Raw genomic sequence first — 21,073 nt, 5'->3', positions numbered from 1 at the left:
TAGTGTGGACCGTCACCTCACTCGACGGGAGGATGACCGGATGCGGATCCGGCCGGTCGGGGCGTACGCCCTGCTCCTCGACTGTGACGACGCGGAGCAGGCGCAGGCGTGGCGGGCCGAACTGTGGCACCGGCGTGAAGCGGGCGAGCTGACCGCCACCGAGATCGTCCCCGGCGCGGTCACCGTGCTGCTCGACGGCGTACCGGACCCGCAGGCAGCCGCCGCGCGGATCGCCGCCTGGCACCCCCGCACCGCCGCCTCCGGCGCGGCCACCACAGAGGTCCGGGTACCGGTCGTGTACGACGGCGAGGACATTCCGCTCGTCGCGGGCCACTGGAACGTCGACGTGCCCGCAGTCGTCGACCGGCTGCGGCGTACCGAGTTCCGGGTCGCGTTCTGCGGGTTCGCACCCGGGTTCGCGTACCTGACCGGGCTGCCGCCCGAGCTGGCGGTGCCCCGGCTCGCCACGCCGCGTACCCGGGTACCGGCCGGCTCGGTCGCGCTGGCCGGCCCGTACGCGGGCATCTACCCCGCCGCGTCACCCGGTGGCTGGCTGCTCGTCGGCCGCACCGATCTGCCGCTGTTCGACGTGCACGCCGACCCACCGGCCCGGCTCACTCCCGGCACCCGCGTCCGCCTGGTCGACGCGTCGTGATCGAGGTGCTGCGGGCCGGGGCGCTCACCACGGTCCAGGACCAGGGCCGAGCCGGCTGGGCGCACCTCGGCGTACCCCGCTCCGGCGCGCTCGACCCGGCCGCCCTGCGCCTGGCCAACCGGCTCGTCGGCAACGACGAGCATGCGGCCGGGCTGGAGATCACCGTGACCGGCTGCACGCTGCGCTTCACCCGGGCCGTGGCGGTCGCCCTCACCGGCGCCCCGGCCGACGTGGTCGTCGAGTGGCGGGCCGGATCCGCACAGCGGCGCCCGGGGGACGTCGGACGGCCGCTCGCGCTGCCCGCCGGTGCGGTGCTGCGCGTCGGACCGGCCCGCGCCGGGGTGCGGACCTGGCTCGCGGTCAGCGGCGGGATCGCTGTCGAACCGGTGCTCGGCAGCCGCGCCACCGACACGCTCTCCGGCCTCGGACCGCCGCCGCTGCGCGACGGGGACCGGCTGCCGGTCGGCACCCCGGCCGGCCCACCCGCACCGGTCGACCTCGCCGTCACCCGGCCGGTCCCGGACGAGCTGCGGCTCACAGTGCGCCCCGGCCCCCGGCAGGACTGGTTCACCCCGGAGGCGCTGGACGTGCTGTGCCGCACCGCGTACACGGTGAGCCCGGACAGCAACCGGGTCGGCGCGCGGCTGGCCGGCGCGGCAGTGACCCGCGCGGTCGCCGGCGAACTGCTCAGCGAGGGCCTGGTGCTCGGCGCGGTGCAGGTGCCGCCGGACGGCCGGCCGCTCGTCTTCCTTGCCGACCACCCCACCACCGGCGGGTACCCCGTCATCGGGGTGGTGGACGACGTGACCCCACTCGCCCAGGCCCGGCCAGGCACTACGGTGACGTTCCATGGACCTCAACGCTGACCTGGGCGAGGGATTCGGAAGCTGGCGGCTGGGCGACGACCACGCGCTCCTCGACCTGATCAGCTCCGCGAACGTCGCCTGCGGCTTCCACGCCGGCGACGCGGCCACCATGCACCGGGTCTGCGCCGGCGCCGCCGAACGCGGCGTCGCGGTGGGCGCGCAGGTCGGCTACCGGGACCTCGCCGGCTTCGGCCGGCGGCACATCGCGTACGACTTCGCCGAGCTGCGCGACGAGACGATCTACCAGCTCGGGGCGCTCGACGCGTTCTGCCGCCTGTACCGCACCCGGGTCCGCTACCTCAAACCGCACGGCGCGCTCTACCACGCGGCCGCCCGCGACGAGGGCCAGGCCGCCGCGCTGGTGGCGGCGATCAGCGGGTACGACCACGAGCTGCCGGTGCTCTGCCAGCCCGGCACCGTGCTGGCCCAGCTCGCTGCGGGTGCCGGGCTGCGGGTGGTGGCCGAGGGCTTCGCCGACCGCAACTACCTCCCGAACGGCACGCTGGTGCCGCGCAGCTCACCGGACGCGCTGGTGACCGACCCGGAGCAGGTGGCCGTCCGGGCGGTACGGATGGCCGTCGAGCGCACGCTGGTCGCCGTGGACGGGACTGTCATCCCGGCCCCGGTCGAGTCGATCTGCCTGCACGGGGACACGCCGGGCGCGGTGCGGTGCACGGAGCTGGTACGGGCCGCGCTCATCGACGCGGGGGTCACGCTCACTCCGTTCGCGTGAAAGGAAGGGCCCCCTCTTAACGCCTCCGGTAGAGGAAGGGGCCCTTCTTAACACGCACCGTCAGGACTCGTCCATGCCCCGCAGGACCAGCGGCACGCGGGTCGCGCCACCGGTGACCACCCGGATCGGCACGCCCCAGTCCTGCCGGGTCAGGTGGCAGGCCGCGTGCTCGACGTCGGCGTCGCAGGTCGCCGCCTGGGCGGTCACCTGGAGCACGCCCTGCGCCACGTCGCCGCTGACCATCAGCTTGCGGGACAGGTCGGTGGTCGTGCCGGCACCCTCGACCAGCAGCTCCGGCGGGGACGCCGAGACCACGAGCCGGGTGGACGGCCCGTACGTCTCGTCGAGCTTCTGTCCCGGCGCCGGCGTGAAGATCACGTCCAGGGTCAGCTCCCCGGCCGCCACGTCGGTCGGCTTGCGTTCCAGCCGGTGCCGGGGGCCGTCCACCGTGTTCGCCCCGGCCGAGGTCAGCGCGCCCGGCGCCAGCCGGGTCAGCCGGTGCGCGGCCGACTCGACCACGAGCACGTCGCCCTCGCCGGTGAGCACCAGGTCGCTCGGCTCGGCCAGCCCGTCCGCCACGGTGCCCACCTGGCCGGTCTCCGGGTCGAAGCGGCGAACCGCCCCGTTGTACGTGTCCGCGATCAGCACCGAGCCGTCGGGCAGCGCGCACACGCCCAGCGGGTGCTGGAGCAACGCCTGGTCGGCCGGGCCGTCGACGTGCCCGAAGTCGAACAGGCCCTGACCGACGGCGGTGTGCATCTCGCCGTCGGAGACCCACCGGATCGCGCTGGTCTCGCTGTCGGCCACCCAGAGGCGGGAGCCGTCGGCCGAGACCGACAACCCGGACGGCTGGGCCATCCACACGTCCGGCAGCGGGCCGTCGCGCAGCGCCTCGACAGTGGTCCCGGCGTACATGCCGGCGGTCCGCTTGATCGGGTCGAACCACCAGAGCTGGTGGATACCGGCCATCGCCACGACCACCCGGTCGTCGTACCAGGCCACGTCCCAGGGGGAGGAGAGGTCGACCGCGCGGGCGTCGTGCGCGTGGTCGTCGACAGTCGAGCGCCACTGCCGTCCGGTGCCGGCCACCGTGACCACCTCGCCGGAGGACAGCCGTACGCCGCGCAGCAGGTGGTTGACCGTGTCCGCGACGACCACGTCGTAGCCGGCCACCTCTGCGACGTGCGGCGGCAGCAGGCAGAGCCCTTGCGGCTCGGCGAACGTGGCGGCGGAGGCCGGGCCGTCGGTGCGGCCCCGGGAGCCGGCGCCGATGCGGCGGACCACCGTCTCGCCGTCGGCGGCCAGCTCGACCAGGGAGTGCCGGGCCGAGTCGCTGACCAGCAGGTTCCCGCCGTCGAGCGGCAGCGCCTTGCCGGGGAACCGCAGGACGGTGTCCGGCTCGGCCGGCGGCACGTACGGGCCCTCGCCCCGGTGCAGGGTGCCCTTCGCCTCGTGGCCGGCGATCAGTTCGTCGATCAGCCGGGCCAGCCCTTCGGCATGCCCCTCGCCGGCCATGGTGGCGACCACGTACCCCTCGGGGTCGACCACGGCGAGCGTCGGCCACGCCTTGGCCGCGTACTGCTGCCACATGTCCATCTCGGCGTCGTCGAGCACCGGATGGTGCACGCCGTAGCGCTCGACGGCCGCGGCCAGCGCCGCCGGGTCCTTCTCGTGCTCGAACTTCGGCGAGTGCACGCCGATCACGACCAGGACGTCGCCGTACTTGTCTTCGAGCGGACGCAGCTCGTCGAGCACGTGCAGGCAGTTGATGCAGCAGAACGTCCAGAAATCGAGCAGGACGATCTTGCCGCGCAGGTCGGCCAGCGTGACGGCCTTGCCGCCGGTGTTCAGCCAGGCCCGACCCCGCAGTTCCGGTGCCCGTACGCGTGCGCTCATGCCCCCATCGTGCCGCACCGGCCGGGCCCGCTCCCGGCGATCCCGGGGTGAACAGACGCACACCGGAACGACGCGGAGCGCCCACCCCGGTGAGGGATGGACGCTCCGCGTACGTGCGGTTACTGGCCGGCGGGCTTCAGGCAGAGCACCCGGGTGGTCCCGCCGCTCTCGACCGAGACCGAGGGCTGCGCCAGATCGGCGCACTTGTCCTTGTTGTCCACCTTCGACACCACGCTGAACGCTCCGGGCTCACCGCAGTCGGCGGCCACGGCGCTCGTGCCGGACTGCTTCACGCAGGAGCCGACCGCCGGGTCGAAGCCGGCCGACTTGTCGTCGCCGACCTTGCCGAGCAGCGTGAGCAGACCCAGCGGTACGGCGAGGATGAGTACCGCCGCGATCAGCACGGCGGCGAGCACCCGGCCGTTGCGCACCTTCGGCGGGGGCGCCTCGGTCTGCGGCTCGGCGGCGTCCGGCTTGAACGCGTCGAAGCGGCCCTGCTCCGGCTCGGTGCCGGGCCCGTCCTGCGACCAGGCCGGCGGGGCCTGCTGGGGCGGCGGCGGGAAGGCGTTGCCGCCACCAGCCGGGCCCTGGCCGGGCACCGCGACCGAGGCGCGTCCCCCGGCCGACGGGCCGAACCGGTCCTGCTCGCCGAACGGCTCGGGTCGGCCGGCCGGGCTGCCGAACGGCGCCTGCTGGCCGCCCGGGGCGCCGAACGGGTCCTGCTGGCCGGGGCCACCGAACGCATCCTGCTGGCCGCCCGGGGCGCCGAACGGGTCCGGCCGCCCACCCGGGCCGCCGAACGCGTCCTGGCCGCCGGGAGCGCCGTACGGGCTCTGCGGGCCGCCGAACGGGTCACGGGCGGCGTCGGGCTGCTCGCCGCCCGGGTGTACGCCGTTGGCGGGACGGGTGTTGCCGGGGGTGTCCACGAAGGACGGCACGCCGACCGGGAACGACGGCGGCGCGGCGGGCGAGGAGGGCGCGCCCGCATACCCGTGCGGGCCGTCGGCGTCCTCGGACCGGGACTGCGGGCCGGGGAAGCCGTTGCCGTGCGGCCCGTCCTGGCCGGGGAACCCGGACTCGTCCTGCTCGGGAGCCTCGTCGGGCTCCGGGCGGGCGGGCCGCCCGTACACCCGGGGTTGCGGCGCCGGGCCACTGGTCGGCAGCGGCTGGTCGGACGGCGGGGTGACCCGGCTGGCCACCGGGACCGACGCGCTCGCCGAGACCGGGCCGCCCTCCGGGGAGGTACGCGGTCCGGGAACGGCTGGCGACTGCGGCTCGTTCCAGCCGCCGTCGCCGCGCTCCGGCTCGTACCCCTGGGGTTCGGGGCCCGGGTGGTCGGCGGGCGACGACGCGGCCAGCGCGGCGCCCGGCACCCGCTGCTGCTGTGCCGGCAGCGGCACCGCGTTGCCGGGGGAGATGCCCGGCGCGGGCGCGGGCTGGTAGGCCGGGGCGGAGTCCTCGGACCGGCCCCACGCCTCGGCCGGCGACCACGGCTCGGGCGACGGTGCGGCCGGACGCTCGTCCTGGTTGCCGCCCCAGCCGGCGGGCGCGTCGGGCGACGGCACGGACACGCTCGCGCGGGCCTCGGCCTGCGCGGCGGCGCCCCAGCCGGGCTGCGCGGGCTCGTCCGACGGCCGCGCGGGCTCGTGCTGCTGCGGTACGGAGGCCGCGCCGCTCCAGGCACCGGCCTGCTCACCGGAGTCACGCTGCTGCGGTACGGCGGTGCCGTCACCCCAGCCGCCGGCCTGCCGGCTCTGGTTCGGCTCCCAGCCGCCCGGCTGTGCCGCCTCGGCGGGGCTCGCGGCGCGTCCGGCGGCCCAGCCGCCGGAGCGGTCCGGGTCCTCGGTGCGGGCCGGCTCGTCCCAGCCGCCGGACCGGTTCTCGGCCTGCGGGGCGGGCCAGCCGCCGGAACGCTGTCCCTCGTCGTGCTGCGGCCCACCGGTCGCCCGCCAGCCGCCGCTGTCCTCGACGGAGCGGTTGTCCTGATCGGACTGCTCCGGAGTGGACCAGGCGTTGTCCGGCCGGGCGGCGCCCGGCACGGAGACCGCGGCGGCGGCACGGGCGGGCGGGTCGGCCGGCGGCCAGGTGGCACCGGTCTGCTGACCCGGCGCCCAGGCCGGCTGGCTCTCCCGCGGGTTCCAGCCGCCCGAGCGGTTCGGGTCGTCGGACGCGGCGGGCTGCTCGTCGCGCGGGTTCCAGCCGCCGGAGCGGTTCGGGTCGTCCTGCTGCTGTGCGGCGGCCCAGCCACCGGCGCGACCGGAGGCGTCCTCGTGCTGCCCGCCGGTGGGCGCGAAGCCGCCGGAGCGGTGCGGGTCGTCAGCGGGGGCGGGCGTGACCCAGGTCTCGTTCGGCACGGTGGCCGGGGCGGGCACGTAACCGGTGCCGCGGGCGGCCGGGTCACCGGACGGCGACCAGCCCGGCTGCTCGCCGGAGCCCCACCCGGGTCGGTTCTGCTCGGCGGCCCAGGGGGCCTGCGACGGCTCGGCCGGGCTGCCCGGCGGCGTGGCGGCCCAGGCGGGCGGCGCCTGCTCGGCGCCGCGATCAGGGCCGGACTGCTCCTGGTTGCCCCAGGAGGGGCCACCGGAACCGGCCCAGGCGGGGTTGCCCTGGTCGTTGCCGCCCCAGGCGGGCTGCGGGACCTGGGCGGTCGCCCGCCCGGTCACCGGCTGCCCGGCGGGCGGGGCCCACGCGGGTGGCTGGTCGTCGTTCGCGGCCCAGGCCGGGGCCGGCTGCGCGGGCCGACCGGCCGGCGGGGGCGGTGCCCAGCCGAGGTCGGGTGCGCCGTTGTACCCGTTGTCCTGCTGCGCCGGCTGATCGCCGTACGGCACCGGTCCGCCGGTGCCCGGCGACACCTCGCCCGGCTCCTGGCCGGGGCGGTGCGGAGCCTCGGACGTCATGGGTGCGCCTCCTCCATCACAGGTCGGCCGCCGATGCCGGTCGGGGGAACCGTCGGCACGGCTGCCGGCGTCGCCGGCGGGTACCGGCCGTGCGGGCTCCCCGCACCGTATCCGGTGGTCGCCCGAGGCCGCCCGGGGGAGCATCAGCGGTCACCGAAAGTCACCGGACGACGTCGATGGGTTTCGTTGTCCCGCGTCCGTCCGGAGTCAGCCGGTTGGCGACCGTGCCAACCGTACCGGGCGGTGGAGCGAGGTGGAATCCCGGTGCCGACCGACACCGATACGCCGAAGACCCGCCCGGTGCCGGGCGGGTCTTCGGACTGGAGGAGGTGAGAAAGGTCGATGGCGTCAGCTCATGTGACGCTGGGCGATGGCGAGAAGCTCCTCGCGGACCGCGGGCGAGTTGGCGGAGCGCAGCGCGTGCTCGATGGCGCGGGCGCGGCGGTTGGCGTCGCGGCGGGTGCGGATTCGCTCGATCATGCTCATCTCGGGTCTCTCCTCCTGGCTATTCGGTTGTCAGCCCCTTGATGTCTCTATTTAAGCGCACCGGAACGGCCACCGCCATCGATTATTAGGTGAGCTGAACCACGTACCTACGGATCGTAGGTGTTCACACCCTCAGATCCGACGAATCCGTTCCCAAAAAAGTCACGGCCGGTGTGCCGGGCGTTCACCCGTGGCACACCGGCCGTGACCGGAGCGGTGGTGCGTCAGGTCCAGGCGAGCAGCGCCGCCTCCGGGTCGGCCAGGAAGTCCCCGATGTCGCGGAGGAACTTCGAACCCAGCTCACCGTCGATGATCCGGTGGTCGAAGGACAGGCCCAGCGTGGTCACCAGGCGCGGCTTCACCTTGCCCTTGTGCACCCACGGCTGCTCCCGTACCGCGCCGAAGGCGAGGATCGCCGACTCACCCGGGGGCAGGATGGGCGTACCGGTGTCGACGCCGAAGACGCCGACGTTGGTGATGGTGAGCGTGCCGCCGGACATGTCCGCCGGGGACGTCTTGCCCGACTTCGCGGTCTGCACCAGTTCCGTCATCGCGTCCGCCAGCTCGCGCAGCGAGAGCCGCCCGGCGTCCTTGATGTTCGGCACGATCAGGCCGCGCTCGGTGGCCGCCGCGATGCCGAGGTTGACGTACTCCTTCACCACGATCTCGTCGCCGGCCCAGGTCGAGTTGACCATCGGGTGCCGCTTGACGGCCAGGAGCACCGCCTTGGCGACCAGCAGCAGCGGCGAGACCCGCACGTCCCGCCACTCGCGCCGTTCACGCAGCCGGTCCAGCGCCTTCATCGCCCGGGTCACGTCGACGGTCAGGAACTCCGTCACGTGCGGGGCGGTGAACGCCGAGCGGGCCATGTTCTCCGCGGTGAGCTTGCGTACCCCCTTGACCGGGATGCGCTGCTCGCGGTCCGCGCCGAAGCTCGCGGCCGACGCGGCAGGCGCCGCGACCGTCAGCGGCTCGGCCGCCGCCGGGGTCGCGCTCGCCGCCCGCTGTACGTCCTCACGGGTGATCGAGCCGAGCGGACCCGAGCCGGTGAGCGTGGCCAGGTCGATGCCGAGATCCTTCGCCAGCTTGCGGACCGGCGGCTTGGCCAGAACCGGGCCGGAGACCCGGCCGTTGCCGTTGACCGCCGGCGCCGGAGCGGGCGCCACCGGCGCGGGAGCGACAGGCGCGGGTGCCACCGGGGCGGCGGCCTGAACCGGTGCCGCGGCCGGCGCGTCGCCCTTGCGGGGGCGGCGCTTGGCCGGGGCGTTGCGCGGGCCGTAGCCGACCAGCACGGCGGTACGCCCACCCGGGGCCACACCACCGATCAGGCCCGGCTCGACCATGCCCTCGGCCGGCGCGACCTGGACCGCTGCAAGCGACGCGGCCGACGGGGCGGGCAGGTCCGACGCCGGGGTCGCGGTCGTCGACTCCTCGATCGGCCCGGCGTTCGGATCGGTGTCGATCGCGATGATCGGTACGCCGACCTCGACCGTCGACCCCTCCGGGTGGAAGATCGCCTGCACCCGGCCGGCCCACTTCGCCGGGATCTCGACCGCCGCCTTGGCGGTCTCCACCTCGACGATCGGCTGGTTCAGCTCGATGTCGTCGCCGACCTTGACCAGCCAGGCGAGGATCTCGCCCTCGGTCAGGCCCTCGCCCAGGTCGGGAAGGTTGAACTCCTTGATCCGGGACATGCCGCTCACCAGCCGAACGTGCGGTCGACGGCGTCGAGCACCCGGTCCAGGTCGGGCAGGTACTCCTCCTCCACCCGGGCGGCCGGGTAGGGGGTGTCGAAGCCGGTCACCCGCAGCACCGGGGACTCCAGGGAGTAGAAGCACTCCTCGGTGATCCGGGCCGCGATCTCCGACCCGAGACCCAGGTTGCCCGGGGCCTCGTGCACGACCACGCAGCGGCCGGTGCGCCGCACCGACTCGTACGCGGCGGTCAGGTCCAGCGGCGAGATCGTCCGCAGGTCGATGACCTCCAGTTCGCGGCCGTCCTCGGCGGCGGCGGTGGCCGCGTCGAGCGCGGTGCGGACCATCGGGCCGTACGCCAGGACCGTCGCGTCGGTGCCGGGCCGCGCGACCCGGGCCGAGTGCAGCGGGTACGCGTCGGCGATCGGCGCGTCCAGGTCCACCGGACCCTTCTCCCAGTAGCGCCGCTTCGGCTCCAGGAACACGATCGGGTCGTCCGACGCGATCGCCTGCTGGATCATCACGTACGCGTCCTGCGGGTTCGCGCAGCTCACCACCTTGAGACCGGCGGTGTGCGCGAAGTACGCCTCGGGCGACTCGGAGTGGTGCTCGACAGCGCCGATGCCGCCGCCGAACGGGATGCGGATGACCATCGGGATCCGCACCTTGCCCTGCGAGCGGTAGTGCATCTTCGCCACCTGCGACACGATCTGGTCGTACGCGGGGTAGACGAAGCCGTCGAACTGGATCTCGCAGACCGGCCGGAAGCCGCGGATGGCCAGGCCGACGGCGGTGCCGATGATGCCGGACTCGGCCAGCGGGGTGTCGATCACGCGCTGGTCGCCGAAGTCCTTCTGGAGGCCGTCGGTGATCCGGAACACGCCGCCGAGCTTGCCGACGTCCTCGCCCATGATGACGACCTTGGGGTCGTTCTCCAGGGCCCGCCGCAGGCCGGTGTTGAGCGCCTTGCCGAGGGTGAGCGTCTCCGTGGCCATCAGTGCGCGCTCCCCTCGAAGGACTCCATGTACTGCGTGAACCGGGCCCGCTGCTCGTCCAGTTCGGGAGAGCCGTTGGGGTAGACGTGGTCGAACATGGTCACCGGCTGCGGGTCGGGCATGGCGAGCACGCGCTCGCGCAGGTGCACCGACTCGGTGCGGGCCTGCTCGTCGACAGCGGTGAAGAACGACTCGTCGGCGATCTTCTGCTTCGTCAGGAACGCCTTCATCCGGGCGATCGGGTCCTTCGCCTGCCACGCCTCGACCTCGCTGGCGATGCGGTAGCGGGTCGGGTCGTCGGAGGTGGTGTGCGCGCCCATCCGGTAGGTGTACGCCTCGATCAGGCTCGGGCCCTGGCCGTTGCGCGCGTTGTCCAGCGCGTGCCGGGTCACCGCGTACGACGCGAGCACGTCGTTACCGTCCACCCGGACGCCGGGGAAGCCGAACCCGCCGGCCCGCCGGTACAGCGGCACGCGGGTCTGCCGCTCCAGCGGCTCGGAGATGGCGTACTGGTTGTTCTGGCAGAAGAACACCAGCGGGGCGTTGAAGACGCTGGCCCAGACGAACGACTCGTTGACGTCGCCCTGGCTGGTGGCACCGTCGCCGAAGTAGGCGATGACCGCCTCGCCGTCCTCGCCGCCGGTCTTGCCGTCCATGGCGACACCCATGGCGTACCCGGTCGCGTGCAGGGTCTGCGCCCCGATCACGATCGTGTACATGTTGAACTTGAACTCGTTCGGATCCCAGCCGCCCTGGTCGACGCCGCGGAACAGGCCCAGCGGCATGATCGGGTCGATGCCGCGGCAGTAGAGCACGCCGTGCTCGCGGTAGGTCGGGAAGGCCATGTCCTGCGTACGCAGCGCCCGGCCGGAGCCGACCTGCGCGGCCTCCTGGCCCAGCAGACTGGCCCACAGTCCCAGCTCGCCCTGGCGCTGCAGAGCGGTGGCCTCGGCGTCCAGCTTGCGAACCAGCACGAGGTCGCGGTACAGCCCGCGGTACTCCTCGTCGGTGAAGTCGACGCGGTACTCGGTCCCGTCCGGGCCGAGCGCGCTCTCGATCCGCTCACCCTCGGGGGTGAGCAGTTGTACGAGTTCCGGTTCACCGGTCGCGGCGGCGCGCCTGGTGCGGGGTGCGGCCCGCTTGCTGCGGGTGGCGGCCCCGGGGTCGCCCTTTGCCATCCGTCTCTCCCTGTCTGTCTGCGCCGGCGCCGGGGGTTACCCGAGCCGAGCACCTCGTGCGCCCGCCCGGCTGGTGCCGGGTCGGTCCCTGGCGACCGCGCCTGACCCCGGTAGGGGTTGCCGCGCGGCGTGAGCCGGAGTCGGTCGGGGACAGACCCAGGCCCGGGAGCGCCGGCGCCGTTCCGCACCAGCCGCGGGGTACGCGGAGGTGGCGGCTGCGTTGCCGTCGTGTCTGAATGATTGCAGAGGAGGTGAGCGGGCCCACAGTATGGCCTCCCTCGCCGGTGAGGTTCGATCGGGTTCACGACGGATAGGCGCTTTTGTCCGCAGTGGCGGGTGCGGCCGACGTACAAATTGTGTGTCGACACGCGGTTGCGGCTGGTGAACTGAGCGTCACTGGGTCAAGCTTGCGGTGAGCTGTTGCGCGGCATTTGTCCGAATATCCGCGCGTGCTCTTCGTCCGTCCGTGCGTGAGGAGTGTGCCGGTGTCCGAACCAGAGGGTCCGCCCGGTACGCCCTTCCTCGGCCGACACCGGGCGCTGCCCGCCTCCCCGTACCGCCGGGTCGTGGGCGCGCACCGCGCCCCCGGAACGGGCGGTCCCAGCCGCGGCTACCTGCTCACCGTGGCGTTGCTCGCCGGCACCGCGTCGATGCCGATCCTCGCCGCGATCAGCACCGGGTCGGCCACCGTCGGCAACAGCGCCCTCCCCGACACCAGCACCCCGTTCCTGCCGACCCCCTCGGTCGGCCCGGTGGTCATCCCGATACCCCAGGGCACGCAGGCCCCGGCGCCGTCCACGCCCACGCCCGCCGTCGACGTGACATCGGTGCCCCCGGCGCGGCCGGTGCTCCCGGCGGCACCGGCCCTGCCCGACGACAGCGACCTCGGCTCCCGGCACCGGTCCCGCCCGGTCGCCGCGCCCCCGCCGCCGGCTGCGCCGGTCCGGCCCACCCCGGTCCGCCCGCCGCGCCCGTCGCCGGTGCCCTCACCGTCGCCGTCGCACTCGCCGTCGGACCCGGCCACGCCGACGCCCGAGCCGAGCCCGAGCCCCGAGCCGTCGGTCACGACCGCCGAGCCGACACCCTCGGCAGGTTCGTCCGACCCGTCCAGCCCATCGGATCCGTCCGGTCCCGCCGACCCGTCCGGTCCCGCCGACCCGTCCGGTCCCGCCGACCCGTCCGGTCCCGCCGACCCGTCCGGTCCCGCCGATCCGTCGGGTTCCGCCGGGCCGTCCGCCACGTCTGTTCCGTCCGACCCGGCCAGCCCGTCGGTCTCCCACACCTCATGATCCACACCACTCCGGCGTGGTGGTGCGGTCCCGACCGGCCCGATGCAGCCACCTCGCCGAGATGGTGTGGATCAACGGTGTCCGGGTTCGTGCCCCTCGTGTCGAGCGGTGCGGTCAGGGGACGGCAGGCCACATGATCGACACCATCACGGCGTGGTGGTGTGGTTCCGGCCGGCCCAATGCCGCCACTTCGCCGAGGTGGTGTGGATCAAGGAGGTCCGGGCCATGCCCCACTCGTGTCGGGCCGGGGTGGTCAGGGCATGGCAGGCGCATGATCGATACCACTACGGCGTGGTGGTGTGGTTCCGGCCAGCCCAATGCCGCCACTTCGCCGAGGTGGTGTGGATCAACGAGATCCCGGGTTCATTTCCCTGGTGTTGGGCGGGGTGGTCTGGAGGGTGCAGGCCACATGATCGACACCATTACGGCGTGGTGGTGTGGTTTCGGTCGGCGCGATGCAGCCACCTCGCCGAGATGGTGTGGATCACCGAGGGGGCGAGGTGATCGGGGTCGGTCTTGCATGATCGGCACCAGCTCGGCGTGGTGGTGTGGTTCTGGCCGGTCGGATGCCGCCACCTCGACGAGGTGGTGCCGAATCAATGCGGGGCGCGAGTGCCTAGGCCGGGTCGTCGGTGAGGCGGTGGCGGTTCGCCTCGATCCAGGCGTTCAGCGCCTCCGGGTCGTCCGGGTCCACCCCGTCCGCCATGAGCTGGGCCACCGCCGCGGTGGCCGGGCTGCGCCGCTCGCCGGTGCTGTAGAGCCGCGCGAACTCCGGGACCATCTCGGTGATCGCCTCATCCGTCCGGGCGGCGGCCGACTGTGACAGTCCACGCTGCCGGGCCGCGTACGCCGCCCAGGCGCGCAGCACCCGGGGCAGCATCGCCGCGTCGTCCATGTCCAGCACGGCCCGGCGGTGCACCCAGTCGAGCAGGAACAGCTCCGCGACCATCGGGCTCCACCGCATCGGGTCGGCATCCGGGAAGCTGGCCGCGTGGTCGAGTAGCAGGCCGAGGCAGAAGTGCAGCGAGGCCAGCTCGCCGTCGGCCACCTCGGGCAGCCCGAACCGGGCCGCCTCGGGTGAGTCGAGGAAGGCGCGCACCAGGCGGGTGCGCTCCTCGTCGGTGGGCGGCGGCACGACCGCCGGACCGGCCGGCGGGGTCGGCCCCGGGAGTACGGCCAGCCGGGCGCCCACGAGCGCCCGGTCGGTGGCGAGCGAGCCCTGTGCGGGCAGCTCGGTGAGGTCGTCGGTGACCGCCAGGTGGCGGCTCACCTCGGCGTGCATCCGGGCCGGGTCCTCGGTGCGGAACCAGGTGAACTCGTCCTCGGTGCAGATCTCCCGGGCCTGCTCCACGATCCGTCCGGCCGGGCCGCCGACGAAGACGTCCTTGGTGATGCCGATGTTGTGGTCGACGAGCGCCACCAGGGCGTGCTCCGGGCCGCCTTCCTCCTCGTCGTCGTACGCGAACGTGGCGAGGTAGGAGGTCTGGTCGCCGTACACGTCGCCGTAGGCCCAGGCGCCGGTGACGCGCACCCGGCCGAGCTGGCCGGCCCACGACGGGGCGTACGCGCCGGGCCGGACCCGGGCGGCGCCCTCGGCGTCGGGCACCAGGGCGGCGAAGACGGCCCGCAGGGTGGTCGCGGCGGCGCTGCGGCGCCGGGACGTGGCGGCGAGGAAGCCGCTGACGAACTCGCGGACGGCCCGCTCCCGGTCGTGCTCCGCGACGGCGTAGACGCTGCCCAGCAACGCCGCGCCGAGCATCTCCGCGTCCAGGGCCGAGTCGAGCCTCGTCACGTCGCGCGCGGCGTGCAGCACCGCGTCGTAGGGGGTCTGTGGCGTGGCCATGCATCGACCCTACGCCGCACCGGCCGCCCCCACACCGGTCAGCACGCCGGGTTCAGCGCCGTCCCGCCTCGCGCAGCGCGTCCCGGGCCGTGCCGTAGCGCGCCAGCACCGCCCAGACCGGGTCCAGCACGTACTTCTCCCCGACGCTGCCCACCGAGGTGAGCAGGCGCTCCTCCGCCCGCCGCCGGGCCCGCCGGGCGGCCCACCCCACCACCGGCCGGGTGACCGCCGCGACGAGCAGCCCGGCCAGCAGGCCGCCGAGCAGCAGGACCGTGGGCCAGGGCACCACACCGAGCGTCGGGTGTTCGAGCGGCGGCAGGCCGAGCAGGCGCACCGCGTACCCGAGGAGCAGCCAGACCAGGCCGGCCAGCGCGGCGAGGGTGACCACCCACTGGAGCACGCCCACCACCCGCCACCAGCCGGGCCGCCGGTCCATGCCCAGGTCGGTCGCGGCGACCGCGTGGTCGAGCGCGCCCGGCAGGTCGGCCTGCCGGGCCCGGGCCGCGGCGGTCACCGCGGTCGGCCACGGCGCCGGCAGACCGCTACCGGACCGCTCGGCCACCGCGCGGATCGCCAGCGTCAGCGCCGAGCGCTGCGCGGCTGTCGGATCGGGTACGGAGGTGGCCGCGACCAGGCTCTCCGCGGGCGCGTCCGGATCCCGCCCGGGCAGGTGCAGCCGGCGCAGCGGATCCGGCCGCAGCTTGCGCCAGCTCCGCAGCAGCGGCCAGCCGGTGTTGCTCACCGCCCGATGCCGGTACGCGCCCTCGACCGCCGCCGCCACGGTCGGCACCCCGGCCGCCCCGGCCAGTGCCCGGGTCAGCTCCTGCGCCGAGGCGTCACCGGGCCGGGTGCGCGGCGGCTCCGGCCCCACGAGCGGTTCGAGATCGGCCACCACGGCGTCCACGTCGCCGGAGAGCCGGCGCAAGGCGGCCTGCCGTTCGGCGACCGTACGCTCCAGCTCGGTCCGCAGCCCTTCCAGCCCGTTCGGGTCCACCGCGACGGTGGGCAGCAGCGGCACCCCGCCGAGCCCGTCGGCGTCGAGCAGCCGGCGCAGGTCGTCGAGGACCTTCGGCAGCTCGGTCGGGTGCAGCCGGTCGGCCTGGTTGAGCACCACGACCGTGACGTCCTTGTGCCTGTGGAACTCGCGCAGATAGCTGGTGTGGATCACGCGGTCGGCGTACTTCTGCGGGTCGACCACCCACACCACGAGGTCGACGAGGCCGAGCAGGCGGTCGACCTCCAGCCGGTGGCCGTGCTGCACCGAGTCGAAGTCGGGCAGGTCGAGCAGGACGAGGCCGTGCAGGTTCGACTCGTCGTCGGCGTCCAGCGGGCTCTCCCGGACGAACCGGTGCCGGGGCAGCACCCCGACCCAGTCGAGCAGCCGGACCGCACCGTCGAGCGGGCCCCACACGCAGGCGTGCGCGACACCCGTCGTCGGCCGGCGTACGCCCACCGGCGAGAGGTCGAGCCGCGCCAGCGAGTTGAACAGGCTCGACTTGCCGCTGCCGGTCGCACCGGCCAGCGCTACCACCGTGTGCCGGCCGGAGAGCGCGAGCCGGTCACCGGCGCGCTCGACCACCGTGTGCGCGGCGACGAGCTGGGCGTCGGGCACGTCGCCGTCCACCGCCGCGAGGAACCGCTGGATCGCGGTCAGCCGTTCGATCAGGGTGTCCGGGTCGACCCGCTGCTCACCCCGCATCGCCTCGCGCATCCGTCCCACGATGTTGCTCACGGTGCCTTCCTTGCTCGCGACTGCGGGGCTCGCAAAACCGGCTCACTCCTCGCGCTCACGGGGCCGGTCTCTGTTCGCGACTGCGGGGCTCGCAAAACCGGCTCACTCCTCGCGCTCACGGGCGACCGTCCTGCTCGGGGGCCGGGAACAGACCGCTGCGGTGCCGGGCCCGCTCGACCTCTACGGCGGCCCAGCGCAGCGCCGCACCGGCGTTGGCGGCCGGGCGCTCGGCCTCGGTGCGGCTCAGGTAGCGCGCGGCCTCCTCGGCCAGCAGCTTGCCGACCCGGTCGAGCAGGTCGACGCGGGCCTTGCGGGACAGGTTGCGGACCGCCTGGTCGCCGAAGATCGCCTGGAGCACGGTCTGCCCGGCCACCGCCGTGCCGGTGCCCGCGGCGACCTCCAGCCCGGTCGGGATGAACGCGGTGGAGGCGAACACGCCGATCATGACGGCGAGGCCGGTGGCGTTGACCGCGTACGCGGCCGTGCGGGCCACGAACCGCCGGTCGCCGCCCTCGACCCGGACCAGCTCCAGCACGCCGCGCTGCCAGTCGCGGACCAGCTGCTCGGCCCGCTGCGGCAGGTCGGCCGAGGGATGGGCCAGGTCGGGCTCCAGCAGCGCCGCGCCCGCCGGGTGCGCCTTCCAGCCGGTGTACGCGTTCTCCGCCGCCTCGGCGGCCACCCCGCGCAGCAGCGTGACGAGCTGGGACTCGATCGCGGTACGCAGTTCCGAGGCGGGAGCGGGCCGCCCGGTGACCGCCGCGACCACCCGGTCGCGCAGCCGCCCGATGCGGGCCTCCAGCCCACGGAAGAAGTCGCCGGTGCCGATGAACTCCTGCCACCGGGCCAGTACCTCGCCGCGCAGCAGCCGGCCGTCCTTGAGCCCCTGGTCGACGCTCCGCTCCGCGCTCCGGTACGCGGCCTGGACCCGCTCGTCCAGCGCGTCGGCGGCGGTGACCTGCTCGTCGGCGGCCTCGGCCAACGCCTCCACCACCGGGTGCAGCGCGGCCAGCGCGCCGTCGAGCGTCTGCCGGACCACCACGGCGCGGGCCTCGGCGTCGCCGGCGAGCCGGGCGAACCAGTCGCTCAGCGGCGCGGTGATCCGGTCCGGCAGCAGCCCCTGCCCGTCCACCCAGGTCTCCGGGAGCACGAACAGCGGCGAGGCGCCCAGCTCCTGCTCGGCGAGCATCTCGGACAGGTGGGTGGCGACCTCGTCGGCGGCCTCCGGGGGAACCCGGTCCAGCACCATCGCCACGGCGGTGCCCCGGGCGCGGGCGCTGCGGAGCAGCTCCCAGGGGACGGCGTCGGCGTACCGGGCGGCGGTGGTGACGAACAGCCAGAGGTCGGCGGCGGCGAGCAGCTGACCGGCGAGCGCCCGGTTGGCGTCGACCACCGAGTCGATGTCGGGCGCGTCGAGGAACGCCAGGCCGGGCGGCAGCGCCGGTGCGGTGACCAGGTGCAGGGTGCCCGGCTGCTCGCTGGGCTCGGTGGTCCGGGTCAGGCCGGGCAGCAGCTCGCCCTGCCGGAACCAGGCCGCGTCGGTCGGGCTGCACACCAGCACCGGCGAGCGGGTGGTGGGGCGGAGCACGCCCGCCGCGCTGACCCGCGCCTTGACCAGGCTGTTGACGAGCGTCGACTTGCCGGCGCCGGTGGAGCCGCCGACGACCACCAGGAGCGGCGCGTCGAGCCGGGCCAGCCGGGGCAGCAGGTAGTCGTCGAGCTGGTCGGTGAGGCTCGCGGCGGCGTGCCGGGCCGGCTCGGCCGAGGGCAGGGTCAGCGGGAAGCGGGCCGCACTGATCGCCGCGCGCAGGCCGGTGAGCGCGGCGGGCAGGCCGTCGGCGGCGTGAGCAGGCTGGTCGTCGCCCGTGGTGGCTCCGGTGCGGGCTGCGACGGCGGGCGCGCCGGCACGGGTGGCGGAATCGCCATGCGTCGTCACCGCTAAAGCGTGCCCGACCGACGCAAGGTAAGACAACCAGACAGTAGTAACGGTCGGGTTGCGCCGGGTCGGCTCAACCTCGACTTGCGGATTGGCGATCGCGTGGCACTATTGAGTCAAGTTCACTCAACTTGTGGTGCGGTCGCTTCCGGGCGACCCGCCGGGCAGGCCGTCTGACCTGCTCACCCGTTACGAAGCGAGGAAGCGAACATGGCACGTGCGGTCGGCATCGACCTCGGCACGACGAACTCCTGCGTCAGCGTTCTCGAGGGCGGTGAGCCCACCGTCATCGCCAACGCCGAGGGCTCGCGTACGACTCCCTCGATCGTCGCGTTCGCCCGCAACGGCGAGGTGCTCGTCGGTGAGGTCGCCAAGCGCCAGGCGGTGACCAACCCCGACCGGACCATCCGGTCGGTCAAGCGTGAGATCGGCACCAACTGGACCGTCGACATCGACGGCAAGAAGTACACCCCGCAGGAGATCTCGGCGCGCACGCTGATGAAGCTCAAGCGGGACGCCGAGGCGTACCTGGGCGAGCAGATCACCGACGCGGTGATCACTGTCCCGGCCTACTTCAACGACGGGCAGCGCCAGGCCACCAAGGAGGCCGGTGAGATCGCCGGCTTCAACGTGCTGCGGATCGTGAACGAGCCGACCGCGGCGGCCCTGGCTTACGGCCTGGACAAGGGCTCCAAGGAGCAGACCGTCCTGGTCTTCGACCTCGGTGGCGGCACCTTCGACGTGTCGCTGCTGGAGCTGGCCGAGGGCGTGGTGGAGGTCAAGTCCACCAGCGGTGACAACCAGCTCGGTGGTGACGACTGGGACCAGCGCATCATCGACCACCTGGTGAAGACGTTCCGCGGCGAGCACGGCATCGACCTCTCGCAGGACAAGATGGCCATGCAGCGGCTCAAGGAGGCGGCCGAGAAGGCCAAGATCGAGCTGTCCGCCGCCACCACCAGCAACATCAACCTGCCGTACATCACCGCCGGCTCGGCCGGCCCGCTGCACCTGGACGTGACGCTCAGCCGCGCCGAGTTCCAGCGCATGACGCAGGACCTGCTGGACCGCTGCAAGGGTCCGTTCGAGCAGGCCGTCAAGGACGCCGGCATCAAGATCTCGGACGTCGACCACGTCATCCTGGTCGGCGGCTCGACCCGTATGCCGGCCGTGACCGACCTGGTCAAGCAGCTCACCGGCCGCGACCCGAACAAGGGCGTCAACCCGGACGAGGTCGTCGCCGTCGGCGCCGCCCTCCAGGCCGGTGTGCTCAAGGGCGAGGTCAAGGACGTCCTGCTGCTCGACGTGACCCCGCTGAGCCTGGGCATCGAGACCAAGGGCGGCATCTTCACCAAGCTCATCGAGCGCAACACCACCATCCCGACCAAGCGCTCCGAAGTGTTCACCACCGCCGACGACAACCAGCCGTCGGTGCTGATCCAGGTGTTCCAGGGCGAGCGGGACATCGCCGCCTACAACAAGAAGCTCGGCACCTTCGAGCTGACCGGTCTCCCGCCGGCCCCGCGCGGCGTGCCGCAGATCGAGGTCACGTTCGACATCGACGCCAACGGCATCGTGAACGTGCACGCCAAGGACCTGGGCACCGGCAAGGAGCAGAAGATGACGATCACCGGCGGCTCCTCGCTGCCGAAGGACGACATCGAGCGGATGCGCCGGGATGCCGAGGAGCACGCCGACGAGGACAAGCGCCGCCGCGAGGAGGCCGAGACCCGCAACGTGGCCGAGGCGCTCCAGTGGCAGACCGAGAAGTTCCTCGCCGAGAGCGGCGACAAGCTGCCCGGCGAGAACCGTGACCAGCTCAACGAGGCGCTCGGCGAGCTGCGCAGCGCCCTCGGCGGGCAGGACATCGAGAAGATCAAGTCCGCGCACGAGAAGCTGGCGCAGGTCTCCCAGCAGGCGGGCTCGCTGCTCTACGCCCAGCAGCAGGAGGGCGAGCAGACCGCACCGGGCGCGGCCGGGCCGGGTGCCGGCGCGGGTGCGGCCGGTGGCCCGAAGGCCGGTGGCGACGACGACGTGGTCGACGCGGAGATCGTGGACGAGGACAAGAAGTGACATCCGGTCCCGGACACGATTCGCACGGCAGAGGGATGAGGTAACCGCATGACGGACAAGCCACGAGCGGCCGACCCGGGTGCCACCGGGTCGGCGCCGGGCGCCGGGAAGGACACCGGCGACGAACCCCGGGTCGTCATCCGCGACAAGCGCAAGCTCGGCAAGGTGACCGAGCAGCCGGCGAACGACGCCTCGGCGGCCGACGCGGCCGCCGACGCACCCGCCGAAGGGCTGGTCGAGGAGGCCGAGGTCGTGGTCGACGAGATCGGCGGCGAGGCCGAGGTCAGCGGTCCGACCGTGGTCGACTCGCCCGCCGAGCCGAACGGCGGGACCGGCACGGGCGCGCCGCTCGGCGCCGAGCTGGAGTCGCTCCGCACCGACCTGGAGGAGCGCACCCGCGACCTCCAGCGGGTGACCGCGGAGTACGCCAACTACCGCAAGCGGGTCGACCGGGACCGCAACCTGGTTCAGGAGCAGGCCACCGGGGCGGTGCTCACCGCGCTGCTGCCGATCCTCGACGACCTGGACCGGGCCCGTGAGCACGGCGACCTGGTGGGACCGTTCGGCAGCGTGGCCGAGCAGCTCACCGGCGCGCTCGCGAAGTTCGGCCTGACCGCGTTCGGTGAGACGGGTGACCCGTTCGACCCGACCCGGCACGAGGCGGTGGCGCACCAGACCTCCGCCGACGTGACGGAGCCGACCTGCGTCCAGGTCATGCGCCGTGGTTACCAGCTCGGCGAGCGGCTGCTGCGGCCCGCCATGGTCGCGGTCGCGGACCCGGAGTAGTGCCGACCCGTGACGTC

Annotated in this window: 15 protein-coding genes; 6 read left to right on the top strand and 9 right to left on the bottom strand. The window is 74.0% G+C overall.

The window, feature by feature from the left end; genetic code table 11:
- Positions 1-40: 40 nt before the first annotated feature.
- From FB455_RS24205 to FB455_RS24195, 3 genes are read left to right on the top strand one after another with little or no spacing between them, the layout of a single operon-like run.
- Positions 41-655: a 5-oxoprolinase subunit B family protein gene (locus FB455_RS24205; RefSeq protein ID WP_071097256.1), complete on the top strand. Its 615-nt coding sequence runs from the start codon at positions 41-43 to the stop codon at positions 653-655.
- Positions 652-1,521 carry a 5-oxoprolinase subunit C family protein gene (locus tag FB455_RS24200; protein WP_145755017.1) on the top strand — a complete coding sequence of 290 codons (870 nt, stop codon included), beginning with the start codon at positions 652-654 and terminating at the stop codon, positions 1,519-1,521. Before FB455_RS24205 ends, FB455_RS24200 begins: the two co-directional genes overlap by 4 nt.
- On the top strand, positions 1,505-2,254 hold the full coding sequence (locus FB455_RS24195; RefSeq protein ID WP_013473395.1) for a LamB/YcsF family protein: 750 nt from the start codon (positions 1,505-1,507) through the stop codon (positions 2,252-2,254). The genes FB455_RS24200 and FB455_RS24195 overlap by 17 nt, the downstream gene beginning before the upstream one ends.
- A gap of 60 nt (positions 2,255-2,314) precedes the next feature.
- Here FB455_RS24195 and FB455_RS24190 read toward each other — a convergent pair whose 3' ends face one another.
- The 6 genes from FB455_RS24190 to pdhA form a co-directional block, all read right to left on the bottom strand.
- Positions 2,315-4,150 carry an NHL domain-containing thioredoxin family protein gene (locus tag FB455_RS24190; RefSeq protein WP_145755016.1) on the bottom strand — a complete coding sequence of 612 codons (1,836 nt, stop codon included), beginning with the start codon at positions 4,148-4,150 and terminating at the stop codon, positions 2,315-2,317.
- Positions 4,151-4,269: 119 nt separating this feature from the next.
- Entirely contained in the window at positions 4,270-7,047 is a 2,778-nt protein-coding gene (locus FB455_RS24185) for an LppU/SCO3897 family protein (RefSeq protein ID WP_145755015.1), read from the bottom strand.
- Between the two features lie 348 nt (positions 7,048-7,395).
- Complete coding sequence (locus FB455_RS34380) at positions 7,396-7,533, bottom strand: hypothetical protein (RefSeq protein ID WP_013283356.1); 138 nt, start codon at positions 7,531-7,533, stop codon at positions 7,396-7,398.
- Positions 7,534-7,757: 224 nt separating this feature from the next.
- Positions 7,758-9,227 carry a dihydrolipoamide acetyltransferase family protein gene (locus tag FB455_RS24180; protein ID WP_071098930.1) on the bottom strand — a complete coding sequence of 490 codons (1,470 nt, stop codon included), beginning with the start codon at positions 9,225-9,227 and terminating at the stop codon, positions 7,758-7,760.
- Between the two features lie 5 nt (positions 9,228-9,232).
- Positions 9,233-10,222, bottom strand: coding sequence for an alpha-ketoacid dehydrogenase subunit beta (locus FB455_RS24175; RefSeq protein ID WP_030269708.1), 990 nt, complete (start codon positions 10,220-10,222; stop codon positions 9,233-9,235).
- Positions 10,222-11,400: a pyruvate dehydrogenase (acetyl-transferring) E1 component subunit alpha gene (gene pdhA / locus FB455_RS24170; protein ID WP_013473399.1), complete on the bottom strand. Its 1,179-nt coding sequence runs from the start codon at positions 11,398-11,400 to the stop codon at positions 10,222-10,224. The genes FB455_RS24175 and pdhA overlap by 1 nt, the downstream gene beginning before the upstream one ends.
- 485 nt (positions 11,401-11,885) lie before the next feature.
- Between pdhA and FB455_RS34575 the strand changes: the two genes are divergently transcribed.
- On the top strand, positions 11,886-12,689 hold the full coding sequence (locus FB455_RS34575) for a hypothetical protein (RefSeq protein ID WP_222434144.1): 804 nt from the start codon (positions 11,886-11,888) through the stop codon (positions 12,687-12,689).
- Positions 12,690-13,305: 616 nt separating this feature from the next.
- On the opposite strand, the gene FB455_RS24160 is transcribed toward FB455_RS34575, so the two are convergent.
- From FB455_RS24160 to FB455_RS24150, 3 genes are all read right to left on the bottom strand, one after another.
- Positions 13,306-14,532 carry a hypothetical protein gene (locus tag FB455_RS24160; RefSeq protein ID WP_013283361.1) on the bottom strand — a complete coding sequence of 409 codons (1,227 nt, stop codon included), beginning with the start codon at positions 14,530-14,532 and terminating at the stop codon, positions 13,306-13,308.
- A gap of 52 nt (positions 14,533-14,584) precedes the next feature.
- Entirely contained in the window at positions 14,585-16,243 is a 1,659-nt protein-coding gene (locus FB455_RS24155; RefSeq protein ID WP_145755028.1) for a GTPase, read from the bottom strand.
- A 136-nt stretch (positions 16,244-16,379) separates the two neighbouring features.
- Positions 16,380-18,197: a GTPase family protein gene (locus tag FB455_RS24150; protein WP_145755014.1), complete on the bottom strand. Its 1,818-nt coding sequence runs from the start codon at positions 18,195-18,197 to the stop codon at positions 16,380-16,382.
- A 210-nt stretch (positions 18,198-18,407) separates the two neighbouring features.
- On the opposite strand from FB455_RS24150, the gene dnaK reads away from it, so the two are divergent.
- Positions 18,408-20,270 carry a molecular chaperone DnaK gene (dnaK, locus tag FB455_RS24145; protein WP_013473404.1) on the top strand — a complete coding sequence of 621 codons (1,863 nt, stop codon included), beginning with the start codon at positions 18,408-18,410 and terminating at the stop codon, positions 20,268-20,270.
- Positions 20,271-20,318: 48 nt separating this feature from the next.
- Positions 20,319-21,056, top strand: coding sequence for a nucleotide exchange factor GrpE (gene grpE, locus FB455_RS24140; protein ID WP_013473405.1), 738 nt, complete (start codon positions 20,319-20,321; stop codon positions 21,054-21,056).
- The last annotated feature ends 17 nt before the right edge of the window (positions 21,057-21,073 follow it).

It is taken from the genome of Micromonospora sp. CNZ296 (genome assembly GCF_007827635.1).
Note: the sequence above shows the minus strand (reverse complement) of the source record. Positions and strands in the feature narration are given on the sequence as shown.

Coding starts and splice junctions, on each gene's coding strand:
- FB455_RS24205 (WP_071097256.1), top strand. CDS start 41: ATGCGGATCCGGCCGGTCGGGGCGTACGCCCTGCTCCTCGACTGTGAC.
- FB455_RS24195 (WP_013473395.1), top strand. CDS start 1,505: ATGGACCTCAACGCTGACCTGGGCGAGGGATTCGGAAGCTGGCGGCTG.
- FB455_RS24190 (WP_145755016.1), bottom strand. CDS start 4,150: ATGAGCGCACGCGTACGGGCACCGGAACTGCGGGGTCGGGCCTGGCTG.
- FB455_RS24185 (WP_145755015.1), bottom strand. CDS start 7,047: ATGACGTCCGAGGCTCCGCACCGCCCCGGCCAGGAGCCGGGCGAGGTG.
- FB455_RS34380 (WP_013283356.1), bottom strand. CDS start 7,533: ATGAGCATGATCGAGCGAATCCGCACCCGCCGCGACGCCAACCGCCGC.
- FB455_RS24180 (WP_071098930.1), bottom strand. CDS start 9,227: ATGTCCCGGATCAAGGAGTTCAACCTTCCCGACCTGGGCGAGGGCCTG.
- FB455_RS24175 (WP_030269708.1), bottom strand. CDS start 10,222: ATGGCCACGGAGACGCTCACCCTCGGCAAGGCGCTCAACACCGGCCTG.
- pdhA (WP_013473399.1), bottom strand. CDS start 11,400: ATGGCAAAGGGCGACCCCGGGGCCGCCACCCGCAGCAAGCGGGCCGCA.
- FB455_RS24160 (WP_013283361.1), bottom strand. CDS start 14,532: ATGGCCACGCCACAGACCCCCTACGACGCGGTGCTGCACGCCGCGCGC.
- FB455_RS24155 (WP_145755028.1), bottom strand. CDS start 16,243: ATGCGCGAGGCGATGCGGGGTGAGCAGCGGGTCGACCCGGACACCCTG.
- dnaK (WP_013473404.1), top strand. CDS start 18,408: ATGGCACGTGCGGTCGGCATCGACCTCGGCACGACGAACTCCTGCGTC.
- grpE (WP_013473405.1), top strand. CDS start 20,319: ATGACGGACAAGCCACGAGCGGCCGACCCGGGTGCCACCGGGTCGGCG.